Genomic DNA, 16225 nt, shown 5'->3' on the forward strand with positions numbered 1-16225 from the left:
CCAGGCCGCGCTTGGGCATGCCGCAGAACCGTTCGCGGTTTTGCAGGGCAGCAGAAGGTTGGCGGGCCAGCAAGGCGTATTGGCGGTCGTCCATGATCAGGTCTCGTTGCAACAGAATTAAATGGATAGATCAACGCGGAAATAGATCGGCGCTTCACGCTCGGTCAGCGCATCCGGGCGTTCCAGGGAGTGGGCGAAGGTGACGCTGGTGGTGAGGTGCTGCCCACGGGCGAACAGTTCCAGCGAGTTGCTCGACATGCGCCCGTGCTGATCGCCGTTGTAGCGGGTCCCGCTGATCACGCCCTGGTCATACCCCAGGCTGGTGCCGTATTCGGCAAATACCGGACGCAGCCATTCCAGGGTCACCGGGCGGCTCCAGCGCAAGTCGTTGCGCCAGTAGCCACCGTTGTCACCAGCCAACGACTGGTCCTTGTAGCCACGAATCGAAGACTCTCCGCCCAGGCTCATGCGCTGCGGGCTGAACAGCACGTCTTCGCTGCGCTGGCCGGTCATCAAGCTGCTGAAGCTGAAAGACTCGTCCCACAATTTGAACGGTTGCAAATAGCTGACCGTGGCGGTGTATTTGCGATAGCGGGCGTCAGCCTGGCCGGGTGCCGGGTCGTGGTTGGCCTGGGCATCGAAGGCGCCGATCCCTTGTTGCATGCCCAGGTCCAGATTGACGAAGGCACTGCCCACCCGGCGGCCGTGGTTGATACCGAACTGCGCTTCGCTCAGGCGATTACTGCTCAGGGCCAGTTTGCTGTCTTCGATGAAGTTGTTGCTGCGCAGGTAGGCCAGCCCAGTGTTGAGGGAAGTCTTGCTCAGGGCGTCGCGATAGATCACCCGCTCGATCCGCAACTGATGGTTCTGGCTGTCGCCGGTCTGCTTGAAGTTGAAACCGTTGGCCGCGATCTGTGAGCGGTACTCGCTCTGGCTGTAGGTGTAGCTGACGTTCCACCAACCAAACGGCAGGTTGTAATAGAGCATGGCGTTGAGGGAGGTGTGCTGGTGATCGCTCATCGCGTCATGACCGCCGCGCAGCATCAATTGATCGGCCAGGCCCAGTGGACTGTCCCACTCGAAGCGGGTGCCCCACTGCTGCTCGCCGGTGCTGCGCTGGCCGTCGTTGCTCCGGGACAGCCCGGCGCGCCAGGGCTTTTGCGGGGTATTCTTGACCAGCACTTCACTGCCGCCGACGTTCTGGCCGGGGGTCAGTTCCATCTGCGCCTGGTTCGACGGCAGGCGATTGAGCTGGTCCACCATCTGCTCGATTTCCCGCAGGTTGACCAGCTCGCCGGTCTTGCCGGGAAACGCCATGGCCAATTCGCGCTCCGACAGTTGGCTGTTCTCGGCGCCTTTCAAGCCTTCGAGGCGGCCCTCGACCACCAGCACTTGCAAGTGGCCGCTGGAGAGGTCCTGCTGCGGCAAGTAGGCACGGCTGGTGACCAGGCCTTTCTCGATGTAGTGGTCGGTGATGACCTTGAGCAGTTCATTGAGCTGGGGCACGCCCAGGCATTGGCCGATGTAGGGTTTGAGCAGGCGCTCGCGCTCGCTGGCCGAAAGTCTGTCGGCGCCCTTGAGTTCAACGGTCTTGATGGGGAAGCAACGGGTATCGACCGGGGCGGTCGGCTGGACAGGCCTGGCCTCTTTTCCGGGCAAGTCCTTGAGTTCCTCAAGACGCCGGCGCTGCTCTTCGAGCAAACGATCCTGGCGTTCGCGGATCAGGTCGGTTTCACCAGGGGTGGGGGCGGCGTGAGCAGTGAAAAAAACTCCCTGACCAACAGCAAAAAGCGCCAGAGAAAGACTCTTCCTGAGAATTAAAGCTCGCATATTTGACCCCGAGATGGCAGGAGGCCATCAATCGAGGGGCGATGCTATGGATTCATTTAATTGACGTCAATTTTACAAACATGAAATATTTTTCATTATCTTAATTTACGCAATTTTTCACTGAAAGTAATAGGTAAGCTTGACGTTATTAACCTATTGAAAATTATATATTTATTCAGTTTCCTCTCGAAATTAGGCGTTCAAGAATATCCTATTCCAAGGCCTAATCGACCCCATCGATACCCCGTTTGATGCTGGGAATTTACGTCGAGCCAAACTCAATAAGGTGTCCACCTAAATCCCATTGATCTCAGCGCTGGGCCCCTTTCTCCTCGCAATATTGAGCCGTCTTACTGGACAGAACGAGCTCGACAATGATCAGTTCCCTAAACCCAAAACACTTACAGAAACTCTTTTTCCTACTCGCGTTCGTGGGAAAAACCACCGCTACAGCCAACGAAATCATCGACGAACATACACGTTTAGCAATCTTGCTACGCGAGTTGAACGCCATTGAGCGGCTCGCCGCAGCAGGCGATTTCGATAAAGAGTCTGCGTCCTCACGCTACCACTTCAACTATGCCCGCCTCCGTGCAGACATCTCCCACGTCAGCACGGGCATCCAAGATTATCTGTCACCTCGACGCGCCATACCTCGTGAGGTTGCTGTCCTGCACGGTCATTACACCGACGAAGCGGTGCCTGATCAATGAATGCCGCGCAGATCACCGCCTATCAGGCAAACGGCGGCATCACACCTTCCAGTACAGCCACTGTGCTGACCTGCGCCGTATTCGCAACGTTGTTGCTCTGGGGCGTATGGGCCATCCGCACAGCTTATTCCGGCTGGGCTGAGCAACGCCTCAATCAACGTCAATTTCTGGGTGTGGTGATTCGCTTCACGGCGATGTACCTGGCCCTGACGTATCTCCTCCTTGCATGAGTCAAAGGCCCCCCATGAATCGGCATTCCCAAGACTACAAACACCTCATCCCCGTACTGACACTTAGCCAATCTTTGCTCCCAACTCCGCTCTTAGCCAAAGGTAAATTGCCCACAATGGAAGACCCGTCTCGCGGTGCTGGCAAAGGCATCATGGAGACGATGCAAAACTACGGCTACGACATCGTCATGCTCGTTGCATTGCTCGTGGTCGCCTCCATGTTCATCGGCGTCTGCTACCACGCCTACACCCGCTACTCCGAAATCCATACTGGACGATCCACTTGGGGTCAGTTCGGTCTGAGCATCGCGGTGGGTGCAGTCATGCTGGTGGTCGGTATTTGGTTGCTGACCAAAGCCACCGGCATTCTGTAAGGAGACGCACCATGGAGTCTCTTCAACAAAACGCATTCGAAGGCACCATCACCTTTCTTCCACACCGCCTCAATCGACAACCCGTTGTCGTTCGAGGACTGACCGCAGACGAGCTTTGGATCGCCACAGGGTTGTCTGGAGCAACGGGCCTGATACTGGGCATTCCTTCAGCGTGGTTGTTGGGCAGCATCGCAGTGATACCTACCTCAATCGTGCTGTTGATTGCTGCAGGATTATTTATCGGCGGAGGACTGATACGCCGGCAAAAGCGAGGCCGCCCGGACACATGGCTTTATCGGCATCTCCAGTGGCGGCTAGCCAACCAATGCCCTCGCCTCTCACTTCAATTGGGTATGAGTGAGCTGATCACACGCACCGGCTTTTGGACGACACGTCGGGAGGCTATATGAGCAGGTTCAAAAACGAAGTACTGCATCTGCAATCCCATGTGAAAACACTCAGGTTCTGCACGGGCGGGTTATGCCTGATCGTGTTGGGGCTGGGAGCCGGTTGGTGGAGTGCACCCCGGGAACTCACGATTCATGTCCCCCCGGACCTGCGCTCTGGCAGTACTCGCAAGTGGTGGGAAATTCCACCCGAGTCGGTGTATGCCTTCACCTTCTACATTTTTCAACAACTCAATCGATGGCCAACGGACGGCGAAGAGGACTACAACCGAAACCTACAATCGCTGTCGGCCTACATGACCCCGAAGTGCCGTTCTTTTTTTCAGTATGACTATGATCAGAGACGCCGATCAGGAGAACTGAGAAAGCGTGTGCGAGGGATATACGAGATCCCGGGGCGCGGTTACGGGGACGATCCAGAGACCCGTGTGAAAGTAGTTTCCGATAGCGATTGGCTCGTGACTCTGGATATCAATGCGGATGAGTACCACGGCGCTGAACAGGTTAAGCGGGCGCTCGTTCGCTACCCCATCAAGGTAGTACGTCTGGACGTTGATCCTGAACTGAATCCCTTCGGACTTGCGCTGGACTGCTACGACGGAGCACCTCAGCGTATTGCCATTCCGGCGACTTCGGCGCCTGCCTCCCAACCAACAGAACGCCCGTTGGGAGAGACCTCATGAATACGCAATTAATCGCTGCGTCCTTGGCAGTGATATTGCTCCTCCCTTCCGCTGCATGCCAGGCAGTCGAGGTCATGGAGTGGAAGCGCCTGCCGCTTGCTATTCCTCTGCTTGTGGGGCAAGAACGTGTACTGTTTGTAGAGCGCAATGTACGTGTCGGCATACCCTCCCATTTGGGTGATCGTCTGAGGATACAAAGTGCGGCGGGAACGGTTTATCTGAGGGCCAATGAACCGATCGAGCCGACGCGCCTACAGCTACAGGATGCTGTCACGGGAGAATTGATCCTCCTTGACATCGCCGCAGAGACAGCCCGGGATGGGCAGTCTCAGTTGGAACCGATCAGGATCACTGAATCGCCCGTAGACAGACCGCGCACGAAAGACAGCTCCAACGAGTCAGCAGCTCAGCCCCGTGAACCGTCATCTCAAACTCCTATCCCCGTGGCGCTGACTCGCTACGCTGCCCAGAACCTGTATGCACCGCTTCGCACTGTAGAACCTTTGCACGGTGTCAGGCGGGTTAATCTTCCTTCCAATCTCTCGATGGAGCTTCTAGCACCTAGCTTACCGATCAGCGCCAAAGCGCTGGCTGCCTGGCGCCTCGACGATTACTGGGTCACGGCCATCCGACTGACCAACCAAACCCAGGCCGTTGTCGATCTCGATCCCAGATTGCTGTTGGGTGACTTCGCGACGGCCACCTTCCAGCACTCCTTTCTTGGCCCCAAAGGCACCTCGGTGGATACCACGGTTGCTTACCTGACCACTCGAGGACATGGCATCGCACTTTCGCTGCTCCCAACGATCAGTTCCGTGGATGCGTCTTTAAACCTGCCTTACGCAGAGGCCGAATCATCCCTTGAGGTGCACCATGAAAAGTAATGGGCTGCTCAAATGGTTGATGATCCCTATGGCGTTTTTGGTGATTCTGGTCCTGGTGAAATTACTGCCCAACAGGTCTTCGCCTTCCGAACCAATCGAAGTACAGAGCCAACTCACCGCTGAAGAGATCAAAGCCCTTGGATTGGAGGGCGATACGTCGAGCGATACCGTCGCCACCCTGGTAGCGCAGGTACGACAGCTTCGAGCTGACTTGAAGAAAGCAGTGAGCGAAAGGGAGCCACGCAGAGAAGAGACTGAATCACTGAATCAACTTGTGGATGTCATTGAACAGCGCATCCAGCTCGCTCTAGAGAATGAGCGACAGCGTCTTCACGAAGAGCGAAAAATCACAGGTGACGACTCGGAAACACAATGGCTCCTACAGGATCTTCAGCGGCAACTGGATGGCTTATACCAGAAGGAAAACCCCATGGATCTGCCGGTGGGGATAGGTTCGTACGATGGCGATGACTCAGATTTCAGGCGCGATATTCGTTGGATTGAACCTGATGATGCCCTGCCCCAGGACACAGCCACTCCCTCCTCCGAATCGGGTTTTAGCTTCCCCACGCGTTTCGGTCCCACGCAAAATCCGTTGAGTAATTTAGCTGATACCCTCAGCACCAGAATCTCCAGGGACGTTGAGGTCCCTACAGTAAGGCCAACCTATACCGTACCGCCCAATGCCACACTGATGGGCTCCGTGGCAATGACAGCGCTCATCGGTCGTGTCCCTATCGACGGCACCGTCAACGATCCTTACCCATTCAAGGTTCTGATCGGAGCAGACAACCTGACAGCCAATGGCGTTGATCTGCCGGAGATTGCCGGTGCCGTCGTCAGCGGTACTGCATCAGGCGATTGGACGCTGTCTTGCGTCAGAGGGCAAATCCGCTCCATCACCTTTGTGTTCCAGGACGGAACCATTCGCACCCTGCCCGGCGACGGCCGTGATGGCAGTGACGGCTCGCAGAACGCATCTAATAGCAGATCTACCCAGGAAGGCCTGGGGTGGATCAGCGATCAGCATGGGATTCCCTGTGTCGCCGGCAAACGCCGCGGCAACGCTCAGCAGTATCTGGGATCACAAGCCCTCATTACGGCAGCCGGTGTCGGTGCGGCATCCCTGATCAAGTCTGATAACGCGACCGTTTACGCCGGCAGCGGCGGCGCGATGAGCACGGTTGGCATCTCTGGGGGCGAAGCCATGAATCGACTACTCGCCAGTGGTGTGCAGGACATCTCCCAGTGGGTCAACAAACTCTACGGCCAAGCCTTTGCCGCTGTGTACGTCGAGCCAGGTGCTCAGGTTGCCGTGCACATCGAACAGCCCCTCGCGCTCGACTACTCCCCTTACGGGCGCAAAGTTGATCACACCCTTGGAGGTCGAAATGATGTCACGGAACTGGATTAAGCCAACGAGGATAACCCTGATGGCTGTTGCCCTTACGGGGTGCGCAACCAATACCGAAGACCTGCTTAGCCATGACGGCAGCACGATGATGGAGGTCTGGAATCAGCAAACCAGTGGTTCAACAAACGGACGGGCCGCTCAGCAGTTGCTGGATGCGAGGCAAGCCTTGAGGCGCCCCTTAACGGAACCTCTTGTACCGTCGTTTGCTACCCCCTATACACGGACTGCTCAAAACGAAGTCCAGCGTCAATTTCACCGACTGCACAATCCAGATCTCGTGATGTACGTCTTTCCTCACCGGGCTGGAACAGAAGCCGTACCGGTGCCTGGGTACAGCACGGTTTTTCCTCTACATCAGCGCGTTCAGTACGCTATGCCAGGCGAACGACTGGAGGACTACTGATGACCTGGTTTACTGGATGGAAGCGTCAGGAACCGCCGTCAGAACCGATGGAACGGGATGCCTGGACTCGCCACGTCGCCAAGTTGGCGGCGCAAGGCATCGCTGAGCCAGGTATCGGTCGCATAAAGCCGGTGACTGAGGCAGACGACAACACGTTCTATGACACTGCACCCTCGTTCGTGGATCGGTTGCCCTGGGTCGAATTTCTCCCCCAATCCAACTGCATGCTGCTTGAAGATGGGCTCTCGGTAGCCGCCTTCTTCGAGATTACCCCGTTAGGCACGGAAGGCCGAGAAAGCGCCTGGCTGCAGCAAGCCAGGGACATGCTTGAAAACATCCTGCAGGACAGTTTTGACGAGTTGGACCAAAACCCATGGGTAGTACAGCTCTATGCCCAGGATGAAACCAACTGGGAGGCTTATCTGCATACGCTGCGTCAGTACGTCCAACCTCGCGCGCGGGGCAGCGCTTTCAGCACATTTTACCAGCGGTTCTTCGCTCACCACCTCAACGCGATCGCCAAGCCTGGAGGACTCTTTGAGGACACCACACTGACTCGCTTGCCCTGGAAGGGGCAGATTCGACGTGTACGGATGGTTGTGTACCGTCGTGCCCCTCACGCGACTTCCTTGAAACGTGGCCAGTCCGCGGAACAGGCCCTGAGCAACGTGTGCGACCGGCTGACGGCTGGATTGACCGGTATTGGCATCAAGACTTGCCGACTTGAGGCAAAGGATATCCACGATTGGCTGCTGCGCTGGTTCAACCCTGCCCCCTCGTTGCTGGGCAGCACCACGCAAGACCGGGAACGTTTTTACGACCTAACAGCTTACCCAACCGAAACGAACGCCGGCGAAATCGAACTGGCCAGCGGTACGGACTTCTCTCAGCGCCTGTTCTTCAACCAACCTCACTCTGATGCAGCTCAAGGCATCTGGTACTTCGACGGCATGCCGCACCGCGTCATGACGATGGATCGCTTGCGTACAGTGCCCCACACGGGCCACCTGACGGGAGAAACGCGCAAGGGCGACGCGATCAATGCATACTTCGACCAGATGCCTGAGGACACTCTGATGTGTCTGACACTGGTGGCCACGCCTCAGGACGTGCTCGAAGCCCACCTTAACCATCTGAGCAAGAAATCCGTAGGCGAGACCCTGGCTTCCGAGCAGGCACGACAGGATGTTCATCAAGCCCGATCGATTATCGGGTCCTCCCACAAGCTCTATCGAGGATCACTTGCCTTCTACCTTCGGGGCCAAGACATCGCGCAATTGAATGCTCGTGGCATGCAGCTCGCCAATGTGATGCTACAGGCCGGATTGCAACCTGTACGTGAGGACGATGAGGTTGCCCCACTCAACAGTTACCTGCGCTGGTTGCCGTGTGTCTTTGATCCGGCCAAGGACAAACGCCAGTGGTACAGCCAGATGATGTTCGCACAGCACGCTGCGAACCTGGCTCCGGTCTGGGGGCGCAGCCAAGGTACAGGACATCCGGGTATTACCTTCTTCAACCGTGGCGGCGGCCCCCTCTCCTTCGACCCACTGAACCGTCTCGATCGGCAAATGAATGCCCACCTGTTTCTGTTCGGCCCCACGGGCTCAGGCAAGTCTGCAACGCTCAACAACATCCTCAACCAGGTCACGGCCATCTACCAACCGCGGCTTTTTATCGTTGAAGCAGGTAACTCCTTTGGGCTGTTTGCCGAGTTTGCCAAGCGCCTGGGTTTGTCAGTGCATCACGTGAAACTGTCACCAGGTGCCAACGTAAGCCTGGCGCCCTTCGTAGATGCACGTCGGTTGGTGGAAACACCGGACGAAATTGAAACGCTTGATGCCGACCGACTGGATGACTCAATCACGCCCCTCGAGGGTGATGAGCAGCGAGATGTGCTTGGGGAACTTGAAATCACTGCTCGCCTGATGATCACCGGCGGAGAGGACAAAGAAGAGGCACGTCTGACCCGTGCGGACCGAAGCCTGATTCGGCAAAGCATCCTCGACGCTGCGCAGTGCTGTGTCACTGACAATCGCACAGTTCTGACCCAGGACGTACGTGACGCGCTGCGCGCTCGCGCAAGCGAACTGTCCTTGCCTGAATCTCGCCGGACACGTCTTCTGGAAATGGCTGAGGCCATGGATCTGTTCTGCCAGGGGCTGGACGGCGAACTGTTCAACCGGCCAGGTACACCATGGCCAGAAGCGGACATAACCATCGTCGACTTGGCCACCTTCGCTCGTGAGGGCTACAACGCGCAGCTCTCAATTGCCTATCTGTCGCTGCTCAATACCGTCAACAACATCGCTGAGCGTGACCAGTTCCTGGGCCGACCGATCATCAACGTCACGGATGAAGGTCACATCATCACCAAGAACCCACTGCTTTCACCCTACGTGGTTAAGATCACCAAGATGTGGCGAAAGCTGGGGGCTTGGTTCTGGCTGGCCACGCAGAATCTCGACGATTTGCCCAAGGCAGCCGAGCCTATGCTGAACATGATCGAGTGGTGGATCTGCTTGAGCATGCCACCTGATGAAGTGGAAAAAATTGCACGCTTCCGCGAGCTCAGCCCCGCCCAAAAGTCGATGATGATGTCCGCTCGCAAGGAGTCCGGGAAATATTGCGAAGGGGTCGTGCTCTCCAAGTCCATGGAAGCGCTCTTCAGAGCTGTTCCGCCCAGCTTGTACCTGGCTATGGCCATGACCGAACCAGAGGAGAAAGCGGCACGGTTCAAGCTTATGCAAGAGCAAGGCATCAGCGAGCTGGATGCTGCAATTCAAATGGCCGAGAAAATTGACCGTGCGAGAGGAATCGAACCATTGCGCTTCGATAGCCAGCTCATTGAGACAGACACGCGTGCACGTCCAATGAATGACTGAGCACATCGCTCGGCGATCAGGTTCGCTTCCAGCGTGCCCTGCATGTCAGCAACGCTTCGGCCTTTGTCATCGACATAACCCAATGACAGGCTTCGGTAAAGGGCGGGCGAATAAACCTGCCGCACCTGGCTGATAAGCAATGGATCCGCCCTGGCGGACACCATCGCTACAAGCGGCAATGTCCAGATTGACTGGTGCATGGGCGCTTACGTTCATTCATAGATCTTCCCGCAGTACAGAAAAACAGCAAACTGTTGCCAGGAATTAGATGGCTGAAGTCCTTGGCTGATACCGAAGTCACTGGACTCCGCCCAAGCAATGGCGCTTTCTAAGAATCCCTCTATCGTATTGTTCTCCCAGTCCATGCTTTCGGGAGAGGCTGCAGCGCAGTCTGCCATCAGTGCACGAGCAAAACGTAAGAAAGTTTGGCTGTCATTGACTTGGTCGAGGAGATCGTGAGGTTCCACTGTTATTTATCCTTTTTCAGAGCGCTATGCATGAGCGTGTTGAAGCTAGGCGGGACGTTCGTATCCAACGGCACATTGTACTTTTGCCTGATCAAATCTGTTGCCAAAGATGAGTCGAGTATCTGCTCCGATCTTAGAGGGCAAACACGCCAAGTGAATAGTCCAGCCTTTCACTGACGCCATCCTCGATACTCTTCAACCTCCGGTCCTAGAAAGAGGAAAGCTTGCGTTGCGGATTGAATCGTGACGATGTCCCCTCCTTCGTTCGACACTCACCCGGCAAATCATGCTTTACCTGCTGACCTGGTCAGCGACACGCCCAGGTAGCTTTGGTCTTAAAGGCTACGGCCCAGCGCTGCTGAGCAGATCAATTCATTCGTTGAGCATCCGACCGCGAATAACCATCGCCCACGCGATGGTGGATGCAGTCTCCTCTCTTCCGACTCCGCTCGGTCAATCCATACATCAATCCCATGGGGTTTCTGCCCCTGGGGTGGGAGCCTCTTCGTCAACGGAGCTTCCTATGACAATAGTTTCCCCAACGGCTTCCGCCTCTACCGAGGAGAGCAGCCCAGAGCATCAGGATGACGTGATCAAGCAAGCCATCTCGATTCTGGAGAAACGCATGTTCAAACGTGGTCCTTACCTCAAAGCACCGCAAGACGCCCGCGACTATCTGCGATTGCGACTCGCGGGTGAGGCCCAGGAGGTTTTCTCCGCGCTATTCCTAGATTCTTCCTACAAGGTAATGGCCTACGAAACGCTGTTCTACGGAACGATTGATTCAGTGGCCGTTTACCCTAGACGAATTCTGCAACGTGCCCTGGAGCATAACTGTGCAGCAATTATCGTCGCTCATAATCATCCCTCCGGTGAAACCAGTCCGAGCGGCAAAGACAAAGAAGTCACCAAGGCGCTAAACGACCTGCTACCAAGGCTGGATGTCCGTCTTCTGGATCACTTCATTATTGGCGAGGGTGAACCCTACTCATTCGCTGAAGCCGGGTTGATTCCGCTGGTTTTCGTTGGCTGATGCCTCAACCCACTTTTTTCAAAGCGCCCATCGGGCGCTTTTTTTCTAAACGATGCCTTTATGCGGGATAAGGCCAGATCCGTTTGTCACGGGTAGAGGCCGAGTTCTGCTGGTTCACTGCGCAACCATTCTGCGCAGGATCAAACCATGCCCCTAAGTCGCCCGAACATATGCCGTTTCACTGCCATCGCCGCGGCGATGGGATTTCCCCTCACTGCGTTTGCGCTCAATACCGCAACGATCACCGCCTCAAGTCTTTCACCAGACTGCCTCGCCTATCGCGTGGTCGGCATCTGTTACTGGCTTTTCTGCACCAATTTTGGCTGCGAAGTCGAGACATCTCCCAAGGTCCGTCACTACGTACCCGATGCAGTCGTCTCGAGCTACAGCAACACTGGTGAGAACCCATGGACTGAGGTTCGGACCATGAGCCCAGCGAACCCTACCGCCCTGGGTGGCGGTGACGGTAGCGTCGGCATCAGCCATGAAGCTGACCTCGCTAAATTCAAAAACGCCGACGTCATCGGCCACCCTGGAGGTGCCACATTCAGCCAGTTCGTCAGCCAGTCCGGGTACGGCTGCTCGGGGGCAGGCAAGATCCTGATGCCCTACTTTCTGAGCACCCTGGACAGCATCGCCTGGCGCTATAACGTCCCCGAACTGGTCTTTCCCGAATCGCTTACGCCCGGCGTGCGAGAGATCGGCGGTCGCGCTAGCGGGGATCTATGGGGTTCAGTCTATCCGCGTGGTGGATTCCTGCACGGCGTCGACGACTATAAAAGCGCTGCCGTTGTGGCCCAACGGGCCGGCGACATCGTCACCCGCCGCGGGCAAATGCACGTCTATCAGCCACTGCTGGGGACGGCCCAAGATGGGTATTGGCCAGCCGGTCCGCTGAAAGAAAGCGACCCGCGATCCGGCAAATGGCAGGAGCTTACGCCCAACCAATCCAAAACCTGCGCCGTCTTCCCCAACAAGCTCCAACACACTCAATCGCCACACGGAGACTATGCGTGGGCGCTATGGCGCCCCTATAGCTGCTGCGAGCGCGAAGGACAGATATTTCTGGGCAGCACAGACTACTCAGGAGCAGGCGAATGAAAACCGAAACATCGCACGCTTCGATCAGGTCAAGCCTCCGCGGCCCCCGGCTTCTCATTGTCACCTTACTCCTCGCGACAGCTGCCCACGCCGCTCAGACCCAGATTAACAAAGACGGCATCCATCACAGCGGTACGGTGATGGGAGATGAAGTGCTGTACAGCATTGGGGGCGGACGTGCGGTGTCCATGGGTGGTGCGGCTTCCATGGACACCATCATGGTCGGTGCAGGCTGGGACACCAACCTGATCTGCGGCGACATGAGTCTGAATCATACCCTGCAGAATCAATTGAACGGTGCCACCAGCGGCTTCAAGTCGATCATGAGCAATGTGATTCAGAATGCCACCGCGGCCGTGGCCTCTCTCCCCGCCCTGATCATTCAGCGGGCGGATCCTGGCCTGTATAACCTACTCACCAACGGCATCTTGCAAGCACGGCTCGACTTCGATCGCTCCAAATCCACTTGTTTGGCCGTCGCTGAACGAATGGCTGACATCGCAGGTGGGCAGCTCGGTTGGGGACAATTGGCAGAAGGCATGGCGCTGAGTAAATCAGTGAAAAGCGGCGATGCCGTCGCTGCGGTTGAACAGGCTGAGAAACACCGAGGGAATAATGGTGTTCCCTGGGTCGGCGGCGACTCAGCCGGAGGTAAAAGACAACCTCCCATCAAAGTGGTGTCAGACATTACTCGCGCCGGCTTCAACCTGCTTAACGGCCGTGATGTCGGTAACCGCTCCTCTATCCCTAAAGACGCGTGCGGCAATCGCTTGAGTTGCCAGACTTGGTCGTCCCCCCAGGAGGCTGAGGCTTGGGCAACACGGGTTTTGGGTGAGCAGGAACACCAGACCTGCGATAACTGCACCAAGACCCAAACCAAACCTGGCGTGGGCCTTACACCGCTCATCCAGGAAGAATACGAAGCCAAGCTACAAGCACTTGAGGGGCTTCTCAAAGGCAGCAAGCCAACCTCTCTAGAGAACCTGATGGCAGCCAGTAGCCAATCACTGCCCATCACCCGGGGCGTGATCGAGGCTCTGCGTGATGAGCCTGATCAAGATCTGCTGGCAAGACGTCTGGCCTCCGAAGTAGCCCTCTCCAGCGTCCTTGAAAAAGCCCTCCTGCTGCAACGAACCCTACTGACGGGACGCAAGGAACCAAACGTCGCCGCCAATCAACTGGCCCAACAAGCTATCGGTACAGAAAGCGAAGCTCTGACTCAGGAAATCAACAGCCTCAAGACCGAGCTTGAACTGCGCAGCACATTGGCAGGCAACTCACCAATGATGCTGATCCAACGCCAAAGCAGCCGTGCGGCAGCTTCTCAGGGTGTCTACCAAGGCGACCCCGTACGCAACCGACTGGATCTGATCCAGCAGGTTATTACAGAGGGGCAACAACGATGATGCGCCCGTCAAAAACCAGAACGCTAATCGCGCACTTGCTCCTCTGGAGCGTCATCCTTGGCTTGGCGTCTACCGTAATCGGGTTACTGATTCTGGAAACCTCCAGCGACTTCAGCGCCTGGAGTGCATGGATAGATACAAACAAGGTCGCCCTTTTGGCCTGGCGACTTGTTCTCTACTGCGTCACTGCTGGGGGCTGGTACCGGATGCGGATCAGCCTGGCGAGTCGAGCTTTAACAGCTAAGCAAAATCATGGCCTTCTCTGCGCTGAAGTATCGGCTATCGGTGTCCTGGTGCTCCTCGAGTGGTCGATCTTTGCAACCGACAGCCAATCGCGGCCACGCCCATGACGCTCTACACTAACGACTATCTGGAGTATTACCTGACCCTCGTCGGGTGGATCGTCAACAACGGGATATGGGAGATGCTGGTTGCCACCGGCGTCTTTGCCCTGCCCTTTCTGGCGATCATCATTCAGGAATGGCTCAGAGCCCGTAGCGAAGGTGCAGATGAAGGCAACAAGGGCGTGCTCTCTTCGCTGCGTATCGAGAACAGGGTTTGGGTCGCCATCGTGGTGATCATGTTCGCCGGCATCCCCTTCATTGACGTCGACCTCAATACTATCGAGTTCGACGTCACACGATCTGCACAATGTCAGGTGAGTGTTGCGACACCCCAGGACACACGTTGGTCCAACACCTTCACGGTGCTCAATAACCAAAGCGCAAAAGTACCCGTATGGTGGTTCTTCATACACTCGCTCTCCAAGGCTCTGACCGGTGGAGCCACTGCTGCAATTCCCTGCGGTACGGATCTGCGACAGATACGCATCGACATTGACACGGCTCGTATCGACGATCCAATTCTGGCTCAGGAAGTAGCCGACTTCAGCCAAGACTGCTACGGCCCCGCTCGGGCCAAGCTGTTCATGAACCGCCCAGACTTGAACGACGATACGATGGATGACATCAACTGGATCGGTTCAAAGTACCTGCTCAACACCCCCGGCTACTACGACACGTATCGATCGAAAACACCCCGCAGTCGCTGGCCCTACAACACCACTCGAGATGCAGGATTGCCACAAATCCCAGGGGGCGGCGGATACCCCAGTTGTAAACAGTGGTGGACAGACGTTGGCCACGGCCTACGGCTCAGGCTGCTGCGTCAGGTAGACCCCAACCTACTATTTCGACTCAGCCAGTGGGCTCGCTTTCTGAACACCCACCAGGCTGAAGACGCCGTCGTTCGCTCCGTGGCCTCTCCACGTCAACAGACCCTAAACCAACGCGACGTCTATGCCAGTTATGCGGGCCAGATTGACATGACCGCCGCCAACCTCAGCGCTCGCGCCGCCTCAGACCTTGGACTGACTGTTGGCTCACTGGCCTACTTCCCTGCCATGGACGTCGTACGCCAGGCCCTGCCGATGGTGTTGTCATTCCTCAAGATGGCGCTGACCATCAGCATCCCGCTAATCCTGGTCATCGGCACCTACGAACTCAAAGCCCTGACCACCATCAGCTGCGTGCAATTCGCCCTGTTCTTCGTCGACTTCTGGTTCCAACTCGCCCGCTGGCTCGACAGCACCATCCTCGACGCCCTCTACGGCTGGAACTCCCCACACAGCAATTTCAACGTGCTCCTGGGCGCCAACAACTCCTTCGGAGACATGCTACTGAACTACGTTATGGCGACTCTGTTCATCGTAATGCCTGCTTTTTGGGTTACGAGTCTGGCATGGGTAGGCGTACGTACAGGAAACTTGATCCACGGACTTACAGACAGCTCCAAAGCAGCGGGCCAGGCGGGATCTGAGGGAGCTGGATTTATGATGAAGATGACTAAATGATCTCATCCAAAGATGCAGCTCACTCATCATCAAATCTGGGATCAGATGTGCGGGAGTAATTTATGGGGTCGTAAGATGGATCGTCTCGCTCATCGTATTGTTCGCCGATTGCCCAGTCCTCACGCTGCTGGCCCGAGCGACCGATTGATCTTGAGACAACAAAAATGAACGCAACAATGATCGCGCCCCAGAACGCAACGAACAGCAAAACGAAGAGGACTGAAACCTGCAAACCCAACGCAATTATCCGAGATAGGGAATTGGGGATACCCAGTCGTTGGAGACCACCCGAGAGTCGATCCAGAACCCTCAAATAAGATCTCCAGCATCGCCCAGCGTACTCACCGAGTCTTTCGGCTCTCGTAGCTTGTTCCTGTCTGCGCATTAATCACCTCCGTTGCCCATGGTTACCCTTCGTCCATAAAAGGGGGGTCGCGGCAGCTCATTAACCTGCCGCGGCCGCTAAAAGGTAAATGGGAAAATGGAGCAAACCAAGGGAATGGAGCAGAAGGGGAAAGGCCCTACCCGAAAAGCAGAAAAGGC

Annotated in this window: 16 protein-coding genes; 13 read left to right on the forward strand and 3 right to left on the reverse strand. The window is 56.4% G+C overall.

Going from position 1 to position 16225, the window contains the following annotated elements:
• Positions 1–117 precede the first annotated feature (117 nt).
• Positions 118–1830 (reverse strand): ShlB/FhaC/HecB family hemolysin secretion/activation protein, encoded by a 1713-nt coding sequence (locus FGE05_RS06150; RefSeq protein WP_139642559.1) that lies wholly within the window; start codon positions 1828–1830, stop codon positions 118–120.
• Between the two features lie 374 nt (positions 1831–2204).
• On the opposite strand from FGE05_RS06150, the gene FGE05_RS06155 reads away from it, so the two are divergent.
• Genes FGE05_RS06155 through FGE05_RS06195 form a run of 9 tightly spaced genes read left to right on the forward strand, consistent with a single transcriptional unit; the run spans position 2205 to position 9823 of the window.
• Positions 2205–2543, forward strand: coding sequence for an RAQPRD family integrative conjugative element protein (locus tag FGE05_RS06155; protein WP_139642563.1), 339 nt, complete (start codon positions 2205–2207; stop codon positions 2541–2543).
• Complete coding sequence (locus FGE05_RS06160; RefSeq protein WP_055134749.1) at positions 2540–2773, forward strand: TIGR03758 family integrating conjugative element protein; 234 nt, start codon at positions 2540–2542, stop codon at positions 2771–2773. Before FGE05_RS06155 ends, FGE05_RS06160 begins: the two co-directional genes overlap by 4 nt.
• 14 nt (positions 2774–2787) lie before the next feature.
• Positions 2788–3147, forward strand: a complete 360-nt coding sequence (locus tag FGE05_RS06165) for a TIGR03745 family integrating conjugative element membrane protein (protein WP_055129580.1) — start codon at positions 2788–2790, stop codon at positions 3145–3147.
• Positions 3148–3158: 11 nt separating this feature from the next.
• Positions 3159–3557 (forward strand): TIGR03750 family conjugal transfer protein, encoded by a 399-nt coding sequence (locus FGE05_RS06170; RefSeq protein ID WP_139642567.1) that lies wholly within the window; start codon positions 3159–3161, stop codon positions 3555–3557.
• Positions 3554–4237, forward strand: coding sequence for a PFL_4703 family integrating conjugative element protein (locus FGE05_RS06175; RefSeq protein WP_139642571.1), 684 nt, complete (start codon positions 3554–3556; stop codon positions 4235–4237). Before FGE05_RS06170 ends, FGE05_RS06175 begins: the two co-directional genes overlap by 4 nt.
• A complete protein-coding gene (locus FGE05_RS06180; protein ID WP_139642574.1) occupies positions 4234–5121 on the forward strand; it encodes a TIGR03749 family integrating conjugative element protein in 888 nt (295 codons plus the stop codon). Before FGE05_RS06175 ends, FGE05_RS06180 begins: the two co-directional genes overlap by 4 nt.
• Complete coding sequence (locus tag FGE05_RS06185; protein ID WP_139642576.1) at positions 5111–6535, forward strand: TIGR03752 family integrating conjugative element protein; 1425 nt, start codon at positions 5111–5113, stop codon at positions 6533–6535. The genes FGE05_RS06180 and FGE05_RS06185 overlap by 11 nt, the downstream gene beginning before the upstream one ends.
• The gene (locus tag FGE05_RS06190; protein WP_139643640.1) at positions 6516–6938 is read left to right on the forward strand and encodes a TIGR03751 family conjugal transfer lipoprotein; all 423 of its coding nucleotides are present in this window, start codon (positions 6516–6518) and stop codon (positions 6936–6938) included. Before FGE05_RS06185 ends, FGE05_RS06190 begins: the two co-directional genes overlap by 20 nt.
• The gene (locus FGE05_RS06195; RefSeq protein WP_139642579.1) at positions 6938–9823 is read left to right on the forward strand and encodes a conjugative transfer ATPase; all 2886 of its coding nucleotides are present in this window, start codon (positions 6938–6940) and stop codon (positions 9821–9823) included. The genes FGE05_RS06190 and FGE05_RS06195 overlap by 1 nt, the downstream gene beginning before the upstream one ends.
• Positions 9824–10035: 212 nt before the next feature.
• On the opposite strand, the gene FGE05_RS06200 is transcribed toward FGE05_RS06195, so the two are convergent.
• Entirely contained in the window at positions 10036–10290 is a 255-nt protein-coding gene (locus FGE05_RS06200) for a hypothetical protein (protein WP_055129575.1), read from the reverse strand.
• Positions 10291–10813: 523 nt separating this feature from the next.
• On the opposite strand from FGE05_RS06200, the gene radC reads away from it, so the two are divergent.
• The 4 genes from radC (at position 10814) to FGE05_RS06220 (ending at position 15682) form a co-directional block, all read left to right on the forward strand.
• The gene (radC, locus tag FGE05_RS06205) at positions 10814–11323 is read left to right on the forward strand and encodes a DNA repair protein RadC (RefSeq protein WP_055129574.1); all 510 of its coding nucleotides are present in this window, start codon (positions 10814–10816) and stop codon (positions 11321–11323) included.
• Between the two features lie 198 nt (positions 11324–11521).
• Entirely contained in the window at positions 11522–12424 is a 903-nt protein-coding gene (locus FGE05_RS06210; protein ID WP_257225610.1) for a TIGR03756 family integrating conjugative element protein, read from the forward strand.
• Positions 12421–13830 (forward strand): integrating conjugative element protein, encoded by a 1410-nt coding sequence (locus tag FGE05_RS06215; RefSeq protein WP_139642587.1) that lies wholly within the window; start codon positions 12421–12423, stop codon positions 13828–13830. The genes FGE05_RS06210 and FGE05_RS06215 overlap by 4 nt, the downstream gene beginning before the upstream one ends.
• 346 nt (positions 13831–14176) lie before the next feature.
• Positions 14177–15682 (forward strand): conjugal transfer protein TraG N-terminal domain-containing protein, encoded by a 1506-nt coding sequence (locus FGE05_RS06220; RefSeq protein ID WP_139642589.1) that lies wholly within the window; start codon positions 14177–14179, stop codon positions 15680–15682.
• A gap of 19 nt (positions 15683–15701) precedes the next feature.
• Here FGE05_RS06220 and FGE05_RS30305 read toward each other — a convergent pair whose 3' ends face one another.
• Positions 15702–16067, reverse strand: coding sequence for a DUF3742 family protein (locus tag FGE05_RS30305; protein ID WP_055134762.1), 366 nt, complete (start codon positions 16065–16067; stop codon positions 15702–15704).
• Between the last annotated feature and the right edge of the window lie 158 nt (positions 16068–16225).

Origin of the sequence: Pseudomonas sp. ICMP22404 (assembly GCF_006227205.1) — a bacterium.
Lineage (GTDB): Bacteria > Pseudomonadota > Gammaproteobacteria > Pseudomonadales > Pseudomonadaceae > Aquipseudomonas.

Coding starts and splice junctions, on each gene's coding strand:
- FGE05_RS06150 (WP_139642559.1), bottom strand. CDS start 1,830: ATGCGAGCTTTAATTCTCAGGAAGAGTCTTTCTCTGGCGCTTTTTGCT.
- FGE05_RS06155 (WP_139642563.1), top strand. CDS start 2,205: ATGATCAGTTCCCTAAACCCAAAACACTTACAGAAACTCTTTTTCCTA.
- FGE05_RS06160 (WP_055134749.1), top strand. CDS start 2,540: ATGAATGCCGCGCAGATCACCGCCTATCAGGCAAACGGCGGCATCACA.
- FGE05_RS06165 (WP_055129580.1), top strand. CDS start 2,788: ATGAATCGGCATTCCCAAGACTACAAACACCTCATCCCCGTACTGACA.
- FGE05_RS06170 (WP_139642567.1), top strand. CDS start 3,159: ATGGAGTCTCTTCAACAAAACGCATTCGAAGGCACCATCACCTTTCTT.
- FGE05_RS06175 (WP_139642571.1), top strand. CDS start 3,554: ATGAGCAGGTTCAAAAACGAAGTACTGCATCTGCAATCCCATGTGAAA.
- FGE05_RS06180 (WP_139642574.1), top strand. CDS start 4,234: ATGAATACGCAATTAATCGCTGCGTCCTTGGCAGTGATATTGCTCCTC.
- FGE05_RS06185 (WP_139642576.1), top strand. CDS start 5,111: ATGAAAAGTAATGGGCTGCTCAAATGGTTGATGATCCCTATGGCGTTT.
- FGE05_RS06190 (WP_139643640.1), top strand. CDS start 6,516: ATGTCACGGAACTGGATTAAGCCAACGAGGATAACCCTGATGGCTGTT.
- FGE05_RS06195 (WP_139642579.1), top strand. CDS start 6,938: ATGACCTGGTTTACTGGATGGAAGCGTCAGGAACCGCCGTCAGAACCG.
- radC (WP_055129574.1), top strand. CDS start 10,814: ATGACAATAGTTTCCCCAACGGCTTCCGCCTCTACCGAGGAGAGCAGC.
- FGE05_RS06210 (WP_257225610.1), top strand. CDS start 11,522: ATGGGATTTCCCCTCACTGCGTTTGCGCTCAATACCGCAACGATCACC.
- FGE05_RS06215 (WP_139642587.1), top strand. CDS start 12,421: ATGAAAACCGAAACATCGCACGCTTCGATCAGGTCAAGCCTCCGCGGC.
- FGE05_RS06220 (WP_139642589.1), top strand. CDS start 14,177: ATGACGCTCTACACTAACGACTATCTGGAGTATTACCTGACCCTCGTC.
- FGE05_RS30305 (WP_055134762.1), bottom strand. CDS start 16,067: ATGCGCAGACAGGAACAAGCTACGAGAGCCGAAAGACTCGGTGAGTAC.